Annotated in this window: 21 protein-coding genes; 9 read left to right on the plus strand and 12 right to left on the minus strand. The window is 61.9% G+C overall.

The window, feature by feature from the left end:
* Nucleotides 1-174: 174 nt before the first annotated feature.
* Complete coding sequence (locus QMG80_RS00760) at nt 175-2,259, plus strand: thioredoxin domain-containing protein (RefSeq protein ID WP_085771079.1); 2,085 nt, start codon at nt 175-177, stop codon at nt 2,257-2,259.
* Nucleotides 2,260-2,285: 26 nt separating this feature from the next.
* Here the strand turns inward: QMG80_RS00760 and QMG80_RS00765 are convergent, their stop codons facing one another.
* The 3 genes from QMG80_RS00765 to QMG80_RS00775 form a co-directional block, all read right to left on the minus strand.
* On the minus strand, nt 2,286-2,681 hold the full coding sequence (locus QMG80_RS00765) for a hypothetical protein (RefSeq protein ID WP_085771080.1): 396 nt from the start codon (nt 2,679-2,681) through the stop codon (nt 2,286-2,288).
* Between the two features lie 72 nt (nt 2,682-2,753).
* Nucleotides 2,754-3,377 (minus strand): cysteine dioxygenase family protein, encoded by a 624-nt coding sequence (locus QMG80_RS00770; protein ID WP_245300136.1) that lies wholly within the window; start codon nt 3,375-3,377, stop codon nt 2,754-2,756.
* Nucleotides 3,370-4,053: an alpha/beta hydrolase gene (locus QMG80_RS00775; RefSeq protein ID WP_245300137.1), complete on the minus strand. Its 684-nt coding sequence runs from the start codon at nt 4,051-4,053 to the stop codon at nt 3,370-3,372. The genes QMG80_RS00770 and QMG80_RS00775 overlap by 8 nt, the downstream gene beginning before the upstream one ends.
* A gap of 184 nt (nt 4,054-4,237) precedes the next feature.
* Between QMG80_RS00775 and QMG80_RS00780 the strand changes: the two genes are divergently transcribed.
* From QMG80_RS00780 to QMG80_RS00795, 4 genes are all read left to right on the plus strand, one after another.
* On the plus strand, nt 4,238-4,723 hold the full coding sequence (locus QMG80_RS00780) for a molecular chaperone DnaJ (protein ID WP_085773590.1): 486 nt from the start codon (nt 4,238-4,240) through the stop codon (nt 4,721-4,723).
* A gap of 144 nt (nt 4,724-4,867) precedes the next feature.
* Entirely contained in the window at nt 4,868-5,833 is a 966-nt protein-coding gene (locus QMG80_RS00785) for a PDR/VanB family oxidoreductase (protein ID WP_085771081.1), read from the plus strand.
* Nucleotides 5,834-5,862: 29 nt separating this feature from the next.
* Entirely contained in the window at nt 5,863-6,066 is a 204-nt protein-coding gene (locus QMG80_RS00790) for a hypothetical protein (RefSeq protein ID WP_085771082.1), read from the plus strand.
* Nucleotides 6,067-6,145: 79 nt separating this feature from the next.
* The gene (locus QMG80_RS00795) at nt 6,146-6,769 is read left to right on the plus strand and encodes a DUF938 domain-containing protein (RefSeq protein ID WP_085771083.1); all 624 of its coding nucleotides are present in this window, start codon (nt 6,146-6,148) and stop codon (nt 6,767-6,769) included.
* 97 nt (nt 6,770-6,866) lie between these two features.
* On the opposite strand, the gene QMG80_RS00800 is transcribed toward QMG80_RS00795, so the two are convergent.
* The 3 genes from QMG80_RS00800 to QMG80_RS00810 are packed head-to-tail and all read right to left on the minus strand — an operon-like array spanning nt 6,867 to nt 7,770.
* Nucleotides 6,867-7,316 (minus strand): hypothetical protein, encoded by a 450-nt coding sequence (locus tag QMG80_RS00800; RefSeq protein ID WP_085771084.1) that lies wholly within the window; start codon nt 7,314-7,316, stop codon nt 6,867-6,869.
* Nucleotides 7,313-7,531, minus strand: coding sequence for a type II toxin-antitoxin system HicB family antitoxin (locus tag QMG80_RS00805; RefSeq protein ID WP_085771085.1), 219 nt, complete (start codon nt 7,529-7,531; stop codon nt 7,313-7,315). The genes QMG80_RS00800 and QMG80_RS00805 overlap by 4 nt, the downstream gene beginning before the upstream one ends.
* Nucleotides 7,531-7,770, minus strand: coding sequence for a hypothetical protein (locus QMG80_RS00810; protein WP_085771086.1), 240 nt, complete (start codon nt 7,768-7,770; stop codon nt 7,531-7,533). Before QMG80_RS00810 ends, QMG80_RS00805 begins: the two co-directional genes overlap by 1 nt.
* A gap of 99 nt (nt 7,771-7,869) precedes the next feature.
* Here QMG80_RS00810 and QMG80_RS00815 point away from each other — a divergent pair, with 99 nt between their 5' ends.
* The 4 genes from QMG80_RS00815 (at nt 7,870) to QMG80_RS00830 (ending at nt 10,274) form a co-directional block, all read left to right on the plus strand.
* Complete coding sequence (locus QMG80_RS00815) at nt 7,870-8,202, plus strand: Rieske 2Fe-2S domain-containing protein (protein WP_085773591.1); 333 nt, start codon at nt 7,870-7,872, stop codon at nt 8,200-8,202.
* A 158-nt stretch (nt 8,203-8,360) separates the two neighbouring features.
* Nucleotides 8,361-8,675, plus strand: coding sequence for a hypothetical protein (locus QMG80_RS00820; RefSeq protein ID WP_085771087.1), 315 nt, complete (start codon nt 8,361-8,363; stop codon nt 8,673-8,675).
* Between the two features lie 157 nt (nt 8,676-8,832).
* Nucleotides 8,833-9,702 carry a xanthine dehydrogenase gene (locus tag QMG80_RS00825; RefSeq protein ID WP_085771088.1) on the plus strand — a complete coding sequence of 290 codons (870 nt, stop codon included), beginning with the start codon at nt 8,833-8,835 and terminating at the stop codon, nt 9,700-9,702.
* A gap of 134 nt (nt 9,703-9,836) precedes the next feature.
* Nucleotides 9,837-10,274 carry a group II truncated hemoglobin gene (locus QMG80_RS00830; RefSeq protein WP_085771089.1) on the plus strand — a complete coding sequence of 146 codons (438 nt, stop codon included), beginning with the start codon at nt 9,837-9,839 and terminating at the stop codon, nt 10,272-10,274.
* 469 nt (nt 10,275-10,743) lie between these two features.
* Here the strand turns inward: QMG80_RS00830 and QMG80_RS00835 are convergent, their stop codons facing one another.
* The 6 genes from QMG80_RS00835 to cysE are packed head-to-tail and all read right to left on the minus strand — an operon-like array spanning nt 10,744 to nt 15,525.
* Nucleotides 10,744-11,037: a ferredoxin family protein gene (locus QMG80_RS00835; protein ID WP_085771091.1), complete on the minus strand. Its 294-nt coding sequence runs from the start codon at nt 11,035-11,037 to the stop codon at nt 10,744-10,746.
* 41 nt (nt 11,038-11,078) lie between these two features.
* Complete coding sequence (locus QMG80_RS00840; RefSeq protein ID WP_085771092.1) at nt 11,079-12,386, minus strand: FAD-dependent oxidoreductase; 1,308 nt, start codon at nt 12,384-12,386, stop codon at nt 11,079-11,081.
* A 13-nt stretch (nt 12,387-12,399) separates the two neighbouring features.
* Nucleotides 12,400-13,503: an electron transfer flavoprotein subunit alpha/FixB family protein gene (locus QMG80_RS00845; RefSeq protein ID WP_085771093.1), complete on the minus strand. Its 1,104-nt coding sequence runs from the start codon at nt 13,501-13,503 to the stop codon at nt 12,400-12,402.
* A 21-nt stretch (nt 13,504-13,524) separates the two neighbouring features.
* Nucleotides 13,525-14,367 carry an electron transfer flavoprotein subunit beta/FixA family protein gene (locus QMG80_RS00850; RefSeq protein ID WP_085771094.1) on the minus strand — a complete coding sequence of 281 codons (843 nt, stop codon included), beginning with the start codon at nt 14,365-14,367 and terminating at the stop codon, nt 13,525-13,527.
* A 28-nt stretch (nt 14,368-14,395) separates the two neighbouring features.
* On the minus strand, nt 14,396-14,725 hold the full coding sequence (gene nifW / locus QMG80_RS00855) for a nitrogenase stabilizing/protective protein NifW (RefSeq protein WP_199769044.1): 330 nt from the start codon (nt 14,723-14,725) through the stop codon (nt 14,396-14,398).
* A gap of 11 nt (nt 14,726-14,736) precedes the next feature.
* On the minus strand, nt 14,737-15,525 hold the full coding sequence (gene cysE / locus QMG80_RS00860) for a serine O-acetyltransferase (protein WP_085773592.1): 789 nt from the start codon (nt 15,523-15,525) through the stop codon (nt 14,737-14,739).
* Nucleotide 15,526 lies beyond the last annotated feature (1 nt).

Raw genomic sequence — 15,526 nt, forward strand, 5'->3', positions numbered from 1 at the left:
GCGTTTTGGCGACCGCGCCTGAGCGCAGCGTGATCTCGGCGCAAGCGGAAGGCTCATTCGTTCGAGGCGGGCCATGGCGGGCGCGCTCGACAGCACGCTCCTATGTCCTAGTATTAGGAGGGGCGATTTAGACGCTCCTCACCGGGCCCGGCGCCCTTTGACGAGCGACAAAACATGTCCGGCAACGAGCTTCATCGGGCCGCGAGCCCCTATCTGCTGCAACACGCCGATAATCCCGTGCATTGGCGCCTATGGGGTCCCGAGGCGCTGCAAGAGGCGCGCAGACTACGCAAGCCCATTCTGCTCTCGGTGGGCTATGCCGCCTGCCATTGGTGCCATGTCATGGCCCATGAGAGCTTCGAAGACCCCGACACCGCCGCGGTGATGAACGAGCTCTTCGTCAACATCAAGGTGGATCGGGAAGAGCGGCCAGATATCGATCATCTCTACATGACGGCGCTGCAGGCTTTGGGGCAGCGAGGCGGCTGGCCCCTGACGATGTTTCTGACGCCGGAAGGCGAGGCCTTTTGGGGCGGCACCTATTTTCCAAAGTCCGATCAATATGGACGTCCAGCCTTCGTTAGCGTTTTGCAACGCGTGGCGGAAGCCTTTCACAAAGAACCGGCAACGATTGTCCAGAACACAAAGGCGATACGCGAGCGACTGCAGGAGGCGGCCGCATCCGGCTCGGCGTCTCGTTCCTTTGCCTTCCCGCCCGCGCAGTTAATCGAACTCGCGACGCGCATCGCTCAGGCGATGGATCCGGTAGACGGCGGATTGAAAGGCGCGCCCAAATTCCCCAACACGCCGGTGTTGGAATTTCTTTGGCGCGCCGGCGCGCGCGGCGGCCCGTCCGTCTTTCGCGATCTCGTGGCGCTCACTTTGACGAAAATGTCGCAAGGCGGGATTTACGACCATCTCGGCGGCGGCTTCGCCCGCTATTCCACGGACGCGCGCTGGCTCGCCCCGCATTTCGAGAAAATGCTTTACGACAATGCGCTGCTCCTGGAGATGCTGGCGCTTTGTCACAAGCAGACGGGCGACGACCTGTTCCGTCGAAGGGTCGTTGAAACCGTCGAATGGCTTCGTCGCGAGATGACGGCGCCCGACGGCGCCTTTTGCGCGAGCCTCGATGCGGACAGCGAGGGGGCCGAAGGCCGATTCTATGTCTGGACTTTCGGAGAGATCGTCGCAGCGCTCGGCGAGGAAGACGCGCGCTTCCTCGGGGCCTTTTACGACGCGTCGCCCGAGGGCAATTGGCATGACGAGTCGCGCGGCGAGACTGTGATCATTCTCAATCGGCTCGGCTCTCCGGCGGCGACGCCCGAGGAGGAAGCTCGCCTCGCCGCGCTCTGCGAGAAATTGCGGCTCACCCGCGAGGGTCGCCCGCGTCCCGGGCTTGACGACAAGATCATGGCGGACTGGAACGGCCTCATGATCGCGGCGCTGGTGAAAGCCGCCCTCGCCTTCGAAGAGCCCGACTGGATCGTCATGGCGGCGCGCGCCTATGACTTCATCGTGGCCAAATGCGCGTTTCATGACGAGGAGGGCCGCCTGCGTTTAGCGCATAGCTGGCGCGCCGAGGCGCTCGTGAGCCCCGGCTTGGCTCTGGACCACGCGGCCATGATGGGCGCGGCGCTGGCGCTGCACGAAGCGCGAAACGCGCTGACAAATCCAGCGCCGCGGCGGGACTATCTTGCCGACGCCAAAGCCTGGGCCGAAGCGCTCGAGAGCTATCATCGAGATCCGCAGACGGGCCTTCTGTGCATGGCGGCGCGGGATGCGCGGGATTTGATCCTGCGGCTCTCTCCCACCGCTGACGACGCCATTCCCAATGCGCATGGGGTCTATCTTTCGGCGCTTGTTCGTCTCGCCGCCCAGACTGGCGAGGACAAATGGCGGGAGCGCGCCGACGCTCTCTTTGCAGCGCTGACGCCCGCCATAGAGGCGAATTTCTTCGGTCATCTCGCCTGTCTCAACGCGCTGGACTCGCGGCTCCGCGCCAAGACCATCGTCATGATCGGGCCTGAGCGGCAAAAGCTACTGGCGGCGGCGCTTCGCCTTCCCTATTTCGACCGGATCGTGGTGGATGCAGACGGCTCTCGGCCGCCCTCGGCTCTCGAGGCGGCGCAATGGAAGGCGGCAAAAGACAAGGCGGGAGCCGCTTTCGTTTGCGCCGGAGAAACCTGCTCCCTCCCGGTTTGGGATGAAGAAGGCCTCCGCGCCACGCTGGAAGCCTTCGACACGGCGACAGGGTGAGCCGCAACGCGGCTCTTGGATTCTTATCAGCCTTCCAAAAGACTTCTAGCCTTGGCCACGAGCTGCTTGACCGACAAGGCCTCCGTTCCCTGCACGACCGCGTCGAAATCATTGGCGAGGGCCGCGCAGAAAATCAGCGCAGCCGCCTCTTCGCGCGGGTCGCCGCCCCATTTTAAATTGAGCGCGACATTTCGCTCCCCGAGATTGAGCGCGGTCGAGACATCCTCTGCGACGTCGCCAAAACGCAAATCGAAGCCCGCGTCCTCCCCGTCGAGCGTGCACGGCAGATAGCCCGAGGTTTCGAAGGGAACGTAATCGCTATCGAGCTTCAGGGGCAGCTTGAGCGCGTCGATCGCCTGCTGGAGGGGCTTGCGCGCGGGGACGTTGTCGCGGGAAAGATAGGCAGACAAAGCTCGAGCCATGTGTTCTTCCTTATCATAAAGATGGCGACGGAGAGCTTACAGCCGTCACGGCAAACCCAGCCGGCGCGGTCTTCAATCCGCGATTTCGGTTTGAATGGAGAAGATGTCGTAGGGCGGCGCGCCCTCGCCATTGGCGTAACCGACCCCGGGGCCCTCGGCGGGCCCTTCCCCGGTCCATGCGCGACGGAGGAGCTTTCCGAGGTCGCCGCCGTACACGTGGAGAGTGATCGCGTTTTGCGCTTCCGCCGGATTGGATAGGATCATGGGTTGCGCGCCGCGCGAGCCGCGCGCTTCGACTTCTCCCGATCGCAGAACGCGCGCTTCCGCCTTTCCCTGCGCGTCAAGATCGTAGGGCTGTCGCGCGACGGCCCCCGATAACCCGCCGGCGATCTCCCAATGGGAGGATTGGTCGATCCACAGGCTGGCGCCAGGCGCCAGCACGGTCGCGACGACGGAGAAACGGTCGAGGACATCGCGGAAAAGCTGAAACTGCGCGCCCTCCCCCGGTTTCGCCTGAGCGAAGACCGCCGGAAACCAATCATCGCTGGCGACGAGGCGAGTCATCAGGTCGCGGCCGATGAGGAGAATCTCCCGCTCACTGTCCGTCAGCTCGACCATGGACTGAATGTCCCAGATAAATCTCTTGAGCAGAGCGGGTACGGCTCCGCGCTCGACCGTCCCTGTCGCGTCAACCATGCTCATGCTCGTCACTATGTTCGTCTTCCGTGTGAGCGCTCGATTTGTGGACGAGCTGGGCGGAGAGGAAATCGCCGGCAGCGATGACGCCGTCATCGTCCATTTCGTGACCGAGGCCCGGCCGGCGTAAGCTTTTGACCGGAACGCCCAGCGCCTTGAGGCGCTCCTTCGTCGCCGTCATCGCCGCGAAAGGCGCGGTGGCGTCGGCCTCGCCATGGATCATCAGCACCGGCGGCCGCACGCGAATCTCCTGGAACAGCGCATCGTCCTCCTCGATCGCGCCGGAGAAGGAGACGATGGCGGCTATCGGCTTGGGTCGGCGAAGCCCGACCTGCAACGCAAGCCGCGCGCCGTCAGAAAAACCGACGAGCGCCAGATGGCTCTCGGGAAGACGGCGCTGCGCCAACATGTCGTCGAGAAATTTGTCGAGGAGGGAGGCCGACACGTCGAGATCCCTCGAGCCGGAGGCGTCACTCCACCGCCTTCCGCCTGATGGCGAAACAAACGGGGCTTCGACCGCCAAAAATTCAGCCTTGGGCATGGTCGGCGCCCAATTGAGCGCGTGATTGATGATGGCCTCGCCGCGGCTATCGGGGCCGTGGAGCAAGACAACGAGATAGACCGCCTTGCCGCAGGACAAGGCCGCGATTTTCGGTCCTTCGACAATCCCCGTCACGCCGCGCCTATCCCTGAGAGCCCCGACCTTCCGCGGCGGCATGCAAGGCGTTTGCCGACCGCCCACCGCGTGCGGCGCGACATGATCCTGGCTTCCAGAATGCATGGCGAAATGCGGCCCGAACGTCGCGCCTCGTCGCGGCGGCCTCAAGGCCCAGATCCGGCCAGAGGATGGAAGCCGCCGTATGACGCTGAACGAGCAAGTCGTTGTCTGGAACGGCTCCATGGGCGTGCTCGACATGGCGATTATTGGCCGTATCGAGCATGGCGAGGGCGGCCGAATGGCCTATCTCGCGCCGCCCTACGAGGTTGTCGGCCCCTTCAGCCTCGATGAACTGGAGACGCAGGGCCGGATCGCTTTCGCCGCATGTCTCGTGATGTCGCGGCAAAAATGGCAGGAGGATCAGGTCGAGCTGCGCAAGGAGGCGATGGAGAAGCGCCGCGCGCTCTATGCGCAGTTCGAGGGCGTCACCAATCAGCGCGAGCATCGGGAGACGCTAGAGCTTCCGAAGGACGGCGCTCTCAAGCCCTCGGAGATCAACGCCGCCTTCCGCAAATTGGCAAAGAACGCGCATCCGGACGCCGGCGGCAGCGACGAGGATTATCACCGCATCGTCGAAGCGCGCGACGCGCTGCTGGAGATCTTCGCGAGCTCCTCGTCCGGCCGATGATCCAAGTTCGCACACCGTCAAGGCGCTGCTTGGCAGCCGCATCAATCAGGACAACCACAAAAAACAACGCCTTACTCAGATCGGCTTCGGTCCGCGAATTGCATCTACCCGCGCGTGCCTCGCATCTAGCGACCGGAGGATGAGATGTCGGAAGAAGCTTCGCGCTCGGTTATCGTGGCGAAGAAGAACCTCGAAGCCCATAACATGATGTCGTTCGAGCTCGTCGACGCGGAGGGCGGAGAACTGCCGCCCTTCTCCGCCGGGTCGCATGTCGACCTCACGATTCCCGGGGGCTTCGTGCGGCAATATTCGATCTGCAACCCCGCCTCGGAACGCAACCGTTATGTCATCGGCGTTTGGAAGGACGGGAATAGCCGCGGCGGCTCCGTCGCGCTGCACGACGCGGTGAACGTCGGCGACCGCCTAGAGATCAGTCTGCCCCGCAACCGTTTTCGCGTGCCGAAAAATGCGGCGCGAGCGATTCTCGTCGCGCGGGGGATCGGAGTGACGCCGATCCTGAGCATCGCCGACGATCTCAAGACGCGCGGCGTGCCTTTCGAGCTGCATTATGTCTATGCGCTCATGTCGCCCGATGCGTTTGCCGGCTTCATCGGCGCATCGAGCTTCGCCGAGAACACCAGCTATTATTTCGAGTCGAGCAAGGACAATCAGCTCCTCAACCCCGCCACCTTGTTTGCGGATCGTCCCGAGGACACGCAGCTCTTCATCTGCGGCGCGGATTGGTGGATGGATCCCATCGTCAACCTCGCCAAGCAGAAAGGCTGGAACGACGAGCGCATACACATCGAGCGCTTCACCGCCAAATTGGCGGCTCCGGTGCTCGACAAGGTCTTCAAGGTAAAGATCGCCAGCACGGGCGCGGTTTACGAAATCCCTGGAGACAAGACCATCACGGCCCTTCTCGAGGAGAAAGGCGTCAAGGTTCCGACCTCATGCGAGCAGGGCCTCTGCGGCACCTGCAAGATCAAAGTGCTCGAGGGCGAGATTGACCACCGTGACAAGCGTCTCACACCCGAGCAAAGAGCCGAGGGGTATTTGCTCGCTTGCGTCTCTCGCGGAAAGGGCGATCAGCTCGTCCTGGATCTCTGAGGACGTCTGAATATCGGGAGTGCTTCACGATGACGACGGAAGAACAGGTGTGGAGGACGGCCTGGATCCTCGCAGAACATTATGGGGAAGATGGCATCAGCGTCGCTGCGGATATGGCGAGGAGCTTCGAGTTCGGCGGAAAAAACGAGGAACGCGAGGTTTGGCTGTCTATCATGGACAAGGTTCGCGAACTCACCGCCGAGCATGACCCCAGCCCCGCGTTCCAACAATGAAGGGACTGCGGCGGCGATCTGAGCCCAGACCGGCGACCGACTCGGTCTGAAAGCGGTGAACGCCGAGCGAGATCCAGCCATGAATGATCCGCGTCAGCGGGCGCCTTCGGTCGAACGCAATCGCGAACCCATTTTGGAGCTCTTGCGCCGCATCTTGCCGGAGCGGGGCCTCGCGCTTGAAATCGCGAGCGGCTCCGGCGAGCATGTGATCTATTTTGCAAAATATTTTCCGCAGCTCGTCTTTCTTCCCTCCGATCCAGACGAGTCGGCGCGGACCAGCATTTCCGCATGGATCGACGCTTCCGGACTTCCCAATATCCTCGCTCCGATCACGCTCGACGCCGCCGCCTCGCCCTGGCCGATCGACAACGCCGAAGCGATCATCTGCATCAACATGGCGCATATTTCTCCCTGGTCCGCGACGGAAGGATTGTTCAAAGAGGCGGGACGCCTGCTCGACCTTGGCAAGCCGCTCTATCTCTATGGCCCCTATAAGCGCGGCGGCGCGCACACGGCCGAGAGCAATCAGGCCTTCGACGAGTGGCTGCGCGGAAAAAACCCGGAATGGGGCCTGCGAGACCTCGAGCGCATGACGGAATGCGCCATCCGCAACGGGTTCACAGAACCGGAAATCATCGAGATGCCCGCAAACAATTTGAGCCTGCTCTTCCGGCGCGATGCCGCGCGCAGCGAGATCGAGTGAGCTCGGCATGGCGTGCTTCCACGCGATCACGCTCTTAACTCTTAGAATCGATCACGTTGTCTGCTTTACGCGCGACAGCGCCCGAACGCAGCCTGATCTAGTCGCCGGTCCCGCCGGCAAGTCGCCGGCGCCATTTTTCCTCAAAGGCTTCCGCATGATTTTGTGAGGCGAAAGTCACTTCCGCGAACCATTCCGTCGTGCGCATTCCGTCATCCCATCGGCGATCGGCGCTGCGCCAAATCGTCGTCGGCCATTCCGGATTGCGCTGTGGAGGGTAGTGTCCGGCGAGAGAGGCGCGCCCGACCCGGTCGATCAACCAGCTTGCAATTTCCGGCTGAAAGGCGAGACCAAAGTTGAGGCCATGACGGCTTGCCCGGTTCGGCGCGCGGAAGATGCGCTGATCAATCCAGGCAAAGGATGGCGGCGCAGAGTCGCTGTGGTAGCAGCGTAGCGTGAGCAGCCGGAACCCTCGTGCTGTTATCTCTGCGGGAACCGGGTTTACGCATCCGGGCTCTTCGCGCAAAGCCGCGAAAGGCGACGCCGTCACTCCGGTCGTTCCGACGGAATCGGCGCCGGCCGATCGATGGCCTTGAAGGCGTCGAGACAGGCCGCCAGCGCGTTCTGCGCATCGGCCTCCGCCTCCGCCATGCTGTCGCCGACGCCGAGGCAGCCGGGGATGTCAGGAAAGCTCACGACCCAGTAGCCGCCGTCTTCGGAAGAAAGCTGCTCGATGTTGCTCGCATAGATATGCTGGGCGTTCATCAGTCGATCTCCTCCATCCGGTCGATCATTTCCAAGAAGGCTTTCACATGGACGGATCTGGGAGCGGCTTTCAACGGGATTGCGGCGCAGTAGAGCGTCGATGGATGCGTGAAGACGACATGCGTTCCGGTCGCCTTTCGAAACTTCATCGCGTATTGCGACGCGGTGATCTCGAAATCCGCGGGCGTCCAGGCGCCGCCCGGATTTTCGCGGAATGCTGCGATTCGCTTGTTGTGCATGAGCCGACATTCCAACAATGGCGCGGCGCCCATCTTGCGTCGCTTTCGTTGACGCTGTCGATGCAAGTTTATCGCCAGCCGCGTCAGCGCGAGGCCAGCATGTTCGAACGTGTCTGCAAGGAGGAAACCCTCATCGAGGGGGATATGCGCATCGTTGTCGCCGCTCAGCAGCTCGTCGTGCTCGCTTGGCCGGAAAACGGCGTCGTCAAAGCGTTCCAAGGAGTGTGCCCGCACACGAACGCGCCGCTCGCGGATGCGGAGTTTGACGGCGTCGAGCTCGTCTGTCCGATCCATCGGTGGTCATGGAACATGCTGACGGGAGAGCCCTCACATCCGCATGCGACGCCGCTCGCCGAATATCCCGTAAAGATCGAGGCCGGGATTATCTATGTCGACGCCGAAGGCGTGACGCCGATTTTCGCCGCGCCCTAGATCACGCTGCGTTCAGGCGGAATCGCATGAATGCAGAACGCGTGATCGATTCTGAAAGTTTAGAGCGCGTCGACCCGACCACATTCGCCCGATCCGTGAATAAACTTGTCCGGGCGAGCCTTGTAGCGCGGACTGCGGAAACTCGAAAGGAAAGCACGATGTCGATCGACCTGAATGGATCATGGACCGACGCGGATGTCGCGGAACTTCTACGCGTCGTCGAGGACGACAGGGACTGGCGCCTCGAAGTCACGCGCGCTGGCGTCGCCTCTCTTGCGGACAAAACGGCCCACCCGACCGATGCGGAATATGACGAAGGCCTTCACTGCCACTTCGAGACCTGGATGCAGGGAACCGACTTTGTCGGACCTTCTGCCGCGTCGGACAAAGTGTTGGTCGGCAAACTCGCCAAAGCGCTGCGGGAGAACTACCCGACGCTAAAGGCGGCAAAGTTCGTGTACGTGGATCTCTAGACCACGCTGCGTTCGGGCGGAGCCGCCCGAACGCAGTAAACACGTTTAATTGTGAAATATGAGAGCACGCTATCAGTGAGAACCCGGTTTCCCGTTTTTCTTCGAAGCGCGCTCTAAACGGCGCGTTTATTGCTTCGTCTATATAGCGGAGGCGAGCATGTCGAAACGAATGTTAGATAAGTTTCTCGAAGATCGGAGCGCTCCCTTTGTGCTGATCCTCGGCACGAACGAAATCGCCTCCGCCGTCGCCGTCCGTCTGCGGCGCGAGGGCGGCCGGGTGCTGATGTGCCATGACCCGTTCCCGCCGGTCATTCGACGGGGCATGGCGTTCTATGATGTGCTTTTCGACGACCAGGTCGAGATTGACGAAATTCCCGGGCGACGGGTGGGCTCGACACTGGAGATCGGCGAAGCCTTGGCGAGCGGCAGAGCCGTCGCCGTCACTGAGCTTCAGCTCTCCGACGTGATCCCCTTGCGAATCCCCGACATACTGATCGACGCGCGCATTCAGAAACATCGTGTCACCCCCGATCTACGCAAGACCGCCGGCCTCTCCATCGGATTAGGCCCCAATTTCACCGCCGGCTTCAATTGCGACATCGCCGTCGAGACACATCCCGCACACACCGGCGAGCTCCTCGCGACGGGCGCGACGCGGGCCTCGGACGGCGTGCCGCGCTATCTGGGCGGCGTGGGGCGCGAGCGCTTCGTTTATGCGGCGCGTTCCGGCGTGTGGCGAACTCCCCTCGACATTGGCGCGCGCGTCTTCAAGGGCTATGTGATGGGTCGTCTCGACGGCCTGCCGGTTCCTGCGCCGATGGACGGCCGACTGCGCGGGATCGCGCGCGATGACATCCTCGTCCCGCAGGGCGTGAAGCTGATCGAGATCGACCCGCGCGGAACTTCGGCGAGCTGGACCGGCACGGACGAGCGCGGGCGGGCCATCGCCGAGGCGACAGTGACGGCTATCAGGACAAATTTCATTCCCTCTGTAAAGAACGCGCGCATGGCGGTGACGCTCCATTGACGCGCGCGACGCATGGGGCTCAATTGCGAGGAAAGATAACATAAGACAAATCGTCGGCGACATGCGCATGGCACGGAGTTCGCGAGCGCGACGAGGTCGGCCGCCGTCATCAAGACAGGACTGAAAGGCAGTCAATGCCCGAAAACGCAAGCACGGCATTCGAGCGAATCGGCGGCCAGAAGGCCGTCGACGCACTAGTCGATGTCTTCTATCGCAACATGGAAAGCTTCCCTGAAGCGCGGGGAATCCGCGCGATGCATGCGGAAGATTTGGAACCTACCCGCGCCGCGCTGAAAACCTACCTGGCCGAATGGCTGGGCGGCCCCAGAGATTACTCGGCGAAAAAGGGACACCCGCGCATGCGCATGCGGCACGCGCATCTTCGCATCGGGCTCGCAGAACGTGACGCTTGGTTATCCTGCATGAACGCCGCCCTCGTCGAGACGATCGCCGACGAGCCCATGCGCCATCGTATCGGCGAAGACTTGGCGAAACTCGCAGACTGGATGAGGAACGATCCCGGCAATCCCCACGACAGCCGCCATGCGACTGCCGACTCGGCGAAAGTGTGATCTTCCGCGCAATTGGCCGATTGCGTCGTTAGAGCGCGATGCGAAAAAGCGCCAAGCGTTTTTCGCACAGCTCGATCTCGAGCCTGTCACGGAAAACTGCGATGCGGTTTTCCATGACAGGCGCTATGTTCTTGGTTTGGCGCGATTCCTTGTCACTCGAAGGATTCCGTTCGAGCGGGAAAGACACGAGCCGAGAGCTTGCGCTTTACGATCGCGTGATGGGTCCCGCCCCAAGAAGCCGATAAGTCGCGCGCGGGCAACGCCTCAGGCCTCGCTCACTGAACTCGTCCAACTCGGCTGCGACACAGGCTTTTCCTGAGCTGCTGCCGGTTGGTTTCTCAGCAGCTCAGGCTGGAGCGCCTTTGAATTCCCTGCTCCCGCTATGTCGCACGCTCTCGCGAGAGCGCCATTCGAGGGAGGCTCGCGCGCGGCGAGGCTAACCTTTGAATGGCTTACTTACCGCACAGGATCAGCCGAATTTGAACAGCACGCCGTAGCCGCCGCGCGGATAGTTCCATTCGATATCGCCACTGGGTTCGGCGATCACGCGACATGTGCCGCACTCGACGCAACCATCCGTCGCGATCTCTACCTGTCCCGTCGAGTTCATCTCGTAACAATGCGCCGGGCACAGCTTCAGAAGGCTCAGAAGCTGTGGCGAGGGCTTTGTATGGGGCCGCACCTTGATGTGGGCGCGACCCGCGTCGACGAGATAACGATTGAGATAGAGCTTGTCCTCCACCTTGCTCGCTGCCTGCGCCATCTCTCTGCTCCTTCTACCAATGACCGTTTAAGCTCACATTCTCATCGCCACGCGCGCGCCAAACTCCAAGCGTCACCGACGATGCCCTTCAGCGACCGCGCCGCCAGGAAGGACCGAAGCGTGCTCTTCTGCTTTTCCTTCTTCGTCACGCCGTCAACGCGCACGAATTCCTTCATGGCCTTCGACACGAGCTGCGGGTATGTGAGGAAGAAGTTCTGCGCGCGGATGTGCAAGAGCTCCGGCATGTCGCGGTATTTTTTCAGGTCCTTCATGACGAAGGAATCGTCCAGCATCTTCTTATAGAGCGCCAAATTTTCCGCGGTCATGGGATCGCGCCGGGACTTGATCTGAAAGATCGCCTCCGCCGCGATACGACCCGAGGTCATCGCCAGATTCGAGCCTTCGCGATGGATGGCGTTGTTAAGCTGCGCCGCATCGCCGACAACGACCCAGCCGTCGCCGTAAAGCTGCGGGATCGCATTATAGCCGCCCTCGGGAATGAGGTGCGCCGCATATTCCTTGACCTCCGAGCCCGCGATCAGCGCGCTAACGGAAGGATGCGACTTGAATTTCTCGAGCAGGCCGTAAGGCGTCTGACCGCTCTTCTCGAAATCGGACACGAGGCAGCCGATTCCAAGCGAGATGGACTCCTTGTTGGTGTAGATGAAGCCCATGCCGGTCATGCCCTCGGAGATCGTTCCGACCACCTCGATCACCGCGCCTTCATCACCGGTCAGATTGAAGCGCGCCTCGAGCGTCTCCTGCGGAAGGAAGTGCATTTCCTTCACCGCAAGCGCGACCTTGCTGGCATCGGGCCGCTCGCGGAGCCCCGCGCGCGTGCCGAGCAGACCGTTGACGCCCTCGGCGAGAACGACGACATCGGCGGCGACCTGCCCGTTCTTGCGATCGGTCTTGACTCCGATGACCTTGCCACGCGCGTCCTGGATCAGCTCCTTCACCGTCGTCTCGCAAAGGACGACCGCGCCAGCCTCCTGAACCCTCTTTGAGAACCACTTGTCGAACTGCGCGCGGATGATCGTATAGCGGTTCGGCTTCTCCTCGTTGAAGTCGTCCGAACGATAGTGCAGCCCCGTGTGGGAATTCTCGTCCACCATCCAGAAGCGCTGCTCGACCAAATGGCGCTCGAGCGGCGCATCTTCGCGGAAATCTGGAATGAGCTTTTCCAGCATGTCCGCATAAAGAATTGCGCCTTGGACATTCTTTGAGCCGGAGTATTCGCCGCGCTCCAGCTGGAGCACTTTGAGTCCTCTTTGAGCGAGGGTCAGCGCCGCCGCATTGCCGGCCATTCCGGCGCCGACCACGATCGCATCGAATCTTTCGTCGATCACGGGCTTGTCTCCTTTAGCTCGCCAAACGGTCGCGCGTGTGGGGCGACAAACGTTTGGAGAACGCTTCTGTGAGGGCAGGCAAAAGGCGTACCGCGTCACCGACGACGCCGAGATGGGCGAAATCGTAGATCGGGGCGTTTTTGTCGGTGTTTATCGCGAGAATGTAATCCGCGCCTTCGACGCCGACCCGATGTTGGATGGCGCCCGAAATGCCCGCGGCGATGTACAGTTTAGGACGGATCGTCTTGCCGGTCTGGCCAATTTGACGGTCAGAACTGACCCAACCCTTTTGTACCAACGGGCGAGAACAGCCGTATTCGGCTCCAATAACGCCAGCGAGCTGACGCACGAGCTGGAAGTTTTCCGGAGACCCCAATCCAAGCCCGCCCGCGACGACGACGTCGGCGAATGCGAGATTGGATTTTGAGGAATCCCTATCCGGCAAGAAAGCGAGCACCTTGGTCACGATGTCGTCCTCGACAAGGCCCAAGGGATGCTCAACCACCCGGCCGATCGGTTTCGTCACGCGATCGGGCATCGGCATCACACGCGGGCGGATCGTCGCCATCTGCGGCCGGTAGTTCAGCGTGAAGATCGTGCAGAGCAGCGAGCCGCCGAAAGTCGGACGGGTTGCCGCGAGAGAGCCCTCCGCGTCGACGTCGAGCGCCGTGCAATCCGCTGTCAGACCTGTGAGGAGCGTTGTCGCGACGGAGCCGGCGAGATCTCGGCCGAGCGTCGTCGCGCCGAGCAGCAGGATCTCAGGCTTGTAGGTGTTGACGAGGTCCGTCAGCGCCTTGGTGTAGCTTTCGTTGCGGTAGTCCTTCAGAATGTCGTCGGCGACGAAATAACAAAGATCCGCGCCATAACAGAAGGTCTCCCGCACAACCGCCTGCGTGTCATCGTTCTTGGCCCCCACGACAACCGCGGCCAGATCGACGCCCAGCTTGTCGGCAAGCACGCGTCCCGCCCCCATCAGCTCCCATGAAACGGGATGCGTGTGGCCGCGTTCTTGTTCGACAAACACCCAGACGTGCTTGTAGGCTTTGAGATGCTCGGGCAGCTCCTTTTTCGCCGATGCGCGACCGCCTGCCGCGGGAGTTTTTGTTGCCTCACTCATATCCACCTCCGGCTGCGATCATTAGTAGCCCCGCGCGAGCTTCTCGAGCTCGCTCTCCAACTTGGGTTGACGCTGGAACAGCGCTTCGACAAGGGACTCGCCTGGCTGCTCGCCGAGCTCGATCAGCTCGGCCTTTTGCGCGCGCGGCTGCGGCGCGAAAACCTTCTTGACGATGGTCGGCGATCCACGAAGCCCGCATTTGGTGATGTCCTCGACGCCGGCCTCCTGCGCGCTCCACTTCACGACCTTCGCGCGCGCGGCCTTCAACGCATCCGTCAAGGAACCGACACGGATCTCGTTCACGCCCTCGAGGATGGTGATCAAGCAAGGCAGGCGACTCTGCAACTGCTGCACGCCCCCTTCCGCGCGTCGCTCGACTTCGATCAGGCGCTTTTCGGCGTCGACGGAATTGATCTTTGAGACATAGGTCAGCTGAATGAGCCCCAGACGCTTGGCGACTCCAGGCCCGACCTGCGCCGTGTCGCCGTCGATGGTCTGCTTTCCGGTGAAGACGATATCGGGAGGCCCGAACTCCGCGCCAATCTTGCGCAGCGCCGTCGCGAGCGCATAGGTCGTTGCGAGCGTGTCGGCGCCGGCAAAAAAGCGGTCGGTCAGCAGGACCGCGCGGTCGACGCCGAAGCTGAGAGCCTTGCGCAGACTATCCTCCGCAGAAGGCGGACCCATGGTCAACACCGTCACTTCCCCGCCGAACTGGTCGCGCAAGCGCAGCGCTTCCTCGATCGCGAAGAGATCATAGGGATTGATGATCGTGGGAACGCCCTGCCGCATGATCGTGTTCGTCACGGGATGAACACGTATCTGCGCGGAGTCCGGCACTTGTTTCATACAAACGACGATGTGCATCGGCTGATCCTTGGCTCGCGAAGGTCGCTTACTTCTGGGCGCCGAGCTGCACGAGCGTCGGCTGTTGAGGAGGCTTCACCGCGTCTTTGTGGACCTTGAACAGGCGCTCGGCGATCGGCGAGGATTTTGTGAAATCCAGATAGGCCTGCTCGAGGAACATCCTGCATTTCTCGACCGCCTCTTCGTCTGAGAAGCTCGAGAAATCCTCTTTGAAGAGATATTCCCCCATGCGCCGCAATATGTGAAGGCGCGCCACGTTCACGATCTGGGGTTCGTAGTCAACCTTGAGCAGGGTGAAGAATTCCTCGGCGGAAGACGCTTTCTTGAGTTCGTCGATGATGCTCGGCGTGGAAGACATTCCTTGCTCCTTCAGATGATGCGCGGCGGCTCTGAGGCGCCCGCGGCGGCGCTCTGCGCCGGAAGAGAGTCGACGCGCCCCTTCACCTTATTTTGCAGGTGGGAAAGGCGCGCCTCCAAAAATTCGACCCGATCGGCGAGCGCGGCGAAGGCTTCCCCGACCGGGTCGGGGATGAGATGATGATTGAGGTTGATACGGCCGCCGAATGCGTAACGCGCGGCGTCGCGTTGCACGGTCTTGGCGGGAATGCCGACGACAGTGGCGTCGCGGGGAACACTCTCGATGACGACGGAATTGGCGCCGACGCGAGCATTGCGGCCAACCGTGATCGGTCCGAGAATCTTCGCGCCCGCGCCCACGATGACGCCATCCTCGAGCATGGGATGACGCCTGCCGGGAGACCAGGAGACGCCGCCTAACGTCACGCCGTGATAGATCGTGACATCGTCGCCCACGACGGCGGTCTCACCGATCACGACGCCGGCGCCGTGGTCGATGAAGAAGCGTCTTCCAATGCTCGCCCCGGGGTGAATGTCAATGTTGGTGAGAAAGCGGCAAAGCCAGGAAGTCAGCCGCGCTAAGAAACGCCATTCATGCGACCATAGCCAATTCGCCAGGCGGTGCCAGATGACGGCGTGAACGCCGGGATAGGTGAGCAGAGTCTCGAACTTTCCGCGCGCCGCGGGATCGCGCGTCGAAACGCAAGCGAGATCCTCGAGGATCGGTCGGGGGCGAGAGGCCGCATTCGCAGTCTCGGCCTTCCCCGAAACATGCGCTCTCTCTTGGGTAAGACCTGACATC

The sequence above is a fragment of the Methylocystis bryophila genome, from assembly GCF_027925445.1.
In the GTDB taxonomy this organism is placed as follows: Bacteria; Pseudomonadota; Alphaproteobacteria; order Rhizobiales; family Beijerinckiaceae; genus Methylocystis; species Methylocystis bryophila.

What these genes read in the sequence shown, in the direction of transcription:
- QMG80_RS00780 (WP_085773590.1), top strand. Translation starts at nt 4,238, where the DNA reads ATGACGCTGAACGAGCAAGTCGTTGTCTGGAACGGCTCCATGGGCGTG.
- QMG80_RS00795 (WP_085771083.1), top strand. Translation starts at nt 6,146, where the DNA reads ATGAATGATCCGCGTCAGCGGGCGCCTTCGGTCGAACGCAATCGCGAA.
- QMG80_RS00820 (WP_085771087.1), top strand. Translation starts at nt 8,361, where the DNA reads ATGTCGATCGACCTGAATGGATCATGGACCGACGCGGATGTCGCGGAA.
- QMG80_RS00815 (WP_085773591.1), top strand. Translation starts at nt 7,870, where the DNA reads ATGTTCGAACGTGTCTGCAAGGAGGAAACCCTCATCGAGGGGGATATG.
- QMG80_RS00760 (WP_085771079.1), top strand. Translation starts at nt 175, where the DNA reads ATGTCCGGCAACGAGCTTCATCGGGCCGCGAGCCCCTATCTGCTGCAA.
- QMG80_RS00765 (WP_085771080.1), bottom strand. Translation starts at nt 2,681, where the DNA reads ATGGCTCGAGCTTTGTCTGCCTATCTTTCCCGCGACAACGTCCCCGCG.
- QMG80_RS00835 (WP_085771091.1), bottom strand. Translation starts at nt 11,037, where the DNA reads ATGGCGCAGGCAGCGAGCAAGGTGGAGGACAAGCTCTATCTCAATCGT.
- QMG80_RS00810 (WP_085771086.1), bottom strand. Translation starts at nt 7,770, where the DNA reads ATGCACAACAAGCGAATCGCAGCATTCCGCGAAAATCCGGGCGGCGCC.
- QMG80_RS00850 (WP_085771094.1), bottom strand. Translation starts at nt 14,367, where the DNA reads ATGCACATCGTCGTTTGTATGAAACAAGTGCCGGACTCCGCGCAGATA.
- QMG80_RS00770 (WP_245300136.1), bottom strand. Translation starts at nt 3,377, where the DNA reads ATGGTTGACGCGACAGGGACGGTCGAGCGCGGAGCCGTACCCGCTCTG.
- QMG80_RS00805 (WP_085771085.1), bottom strand. Translation starts at nt 7,531, where the DNA reads ATGAACGCCCAGCATATCTATGCGAGCAACATCGAGCAGCTTTCTTCC.
- QMG80_RS00785 (WP_085771081.1), top strand. Translation starts at nt 4,868, where the DNA reads ATGTCGGAAGAAGCTTCGCGCTCGGTTATCGTGGCGAAGAAGAACCTC.
- nifW (WP_199769044.1), bottom strand. Translation starts at nt 14,725, where the DNA reads ATGTCTTCCACGCCGAGCATCATCGACGAACTCAAGAAAGCGTCTTCC.
- QMG80_RS00845 (WP_085771093.1), bottom strand. Translation starts at nt 13,503, where the DNA reads ATGAGTGAGGCAACAAAAACTCCCGCGGCAGGCGGTCGCGCATCGGCG.
- cysE (WP_085773592.1), bottom strand. Translation starts at nt 15,525, where the DNA reads ATGTCAGGTCTTACCCAAGAGAGAGCGCATGTTTCGGGGAAGGCCGAG.
- QMG80_RS00825 (WP_085771088.1), top strand. Translation starts at nt 8,833, where the DNA reads ATGTCGAAACGAATGTTAGATAAGTTTCTCGAAGATCGGAGCGCTCCC.
- QMG80_RS00790 (WP_085771082.1), top strand. Translation starts at nt 5,863, where the DNA reads ATGACGACGGAAGAACAGGTGTGGAGGACGGCCTGGATCCTCGCAGAA.
- QMG80_RS00830 (WP_085771089.1), top strand. Translation starts at nt 9,837, where the DNA reads ATGCCCGAAAACGCAAGCACGGCATTCGAGCGAATCGGCGGCCAGAAG.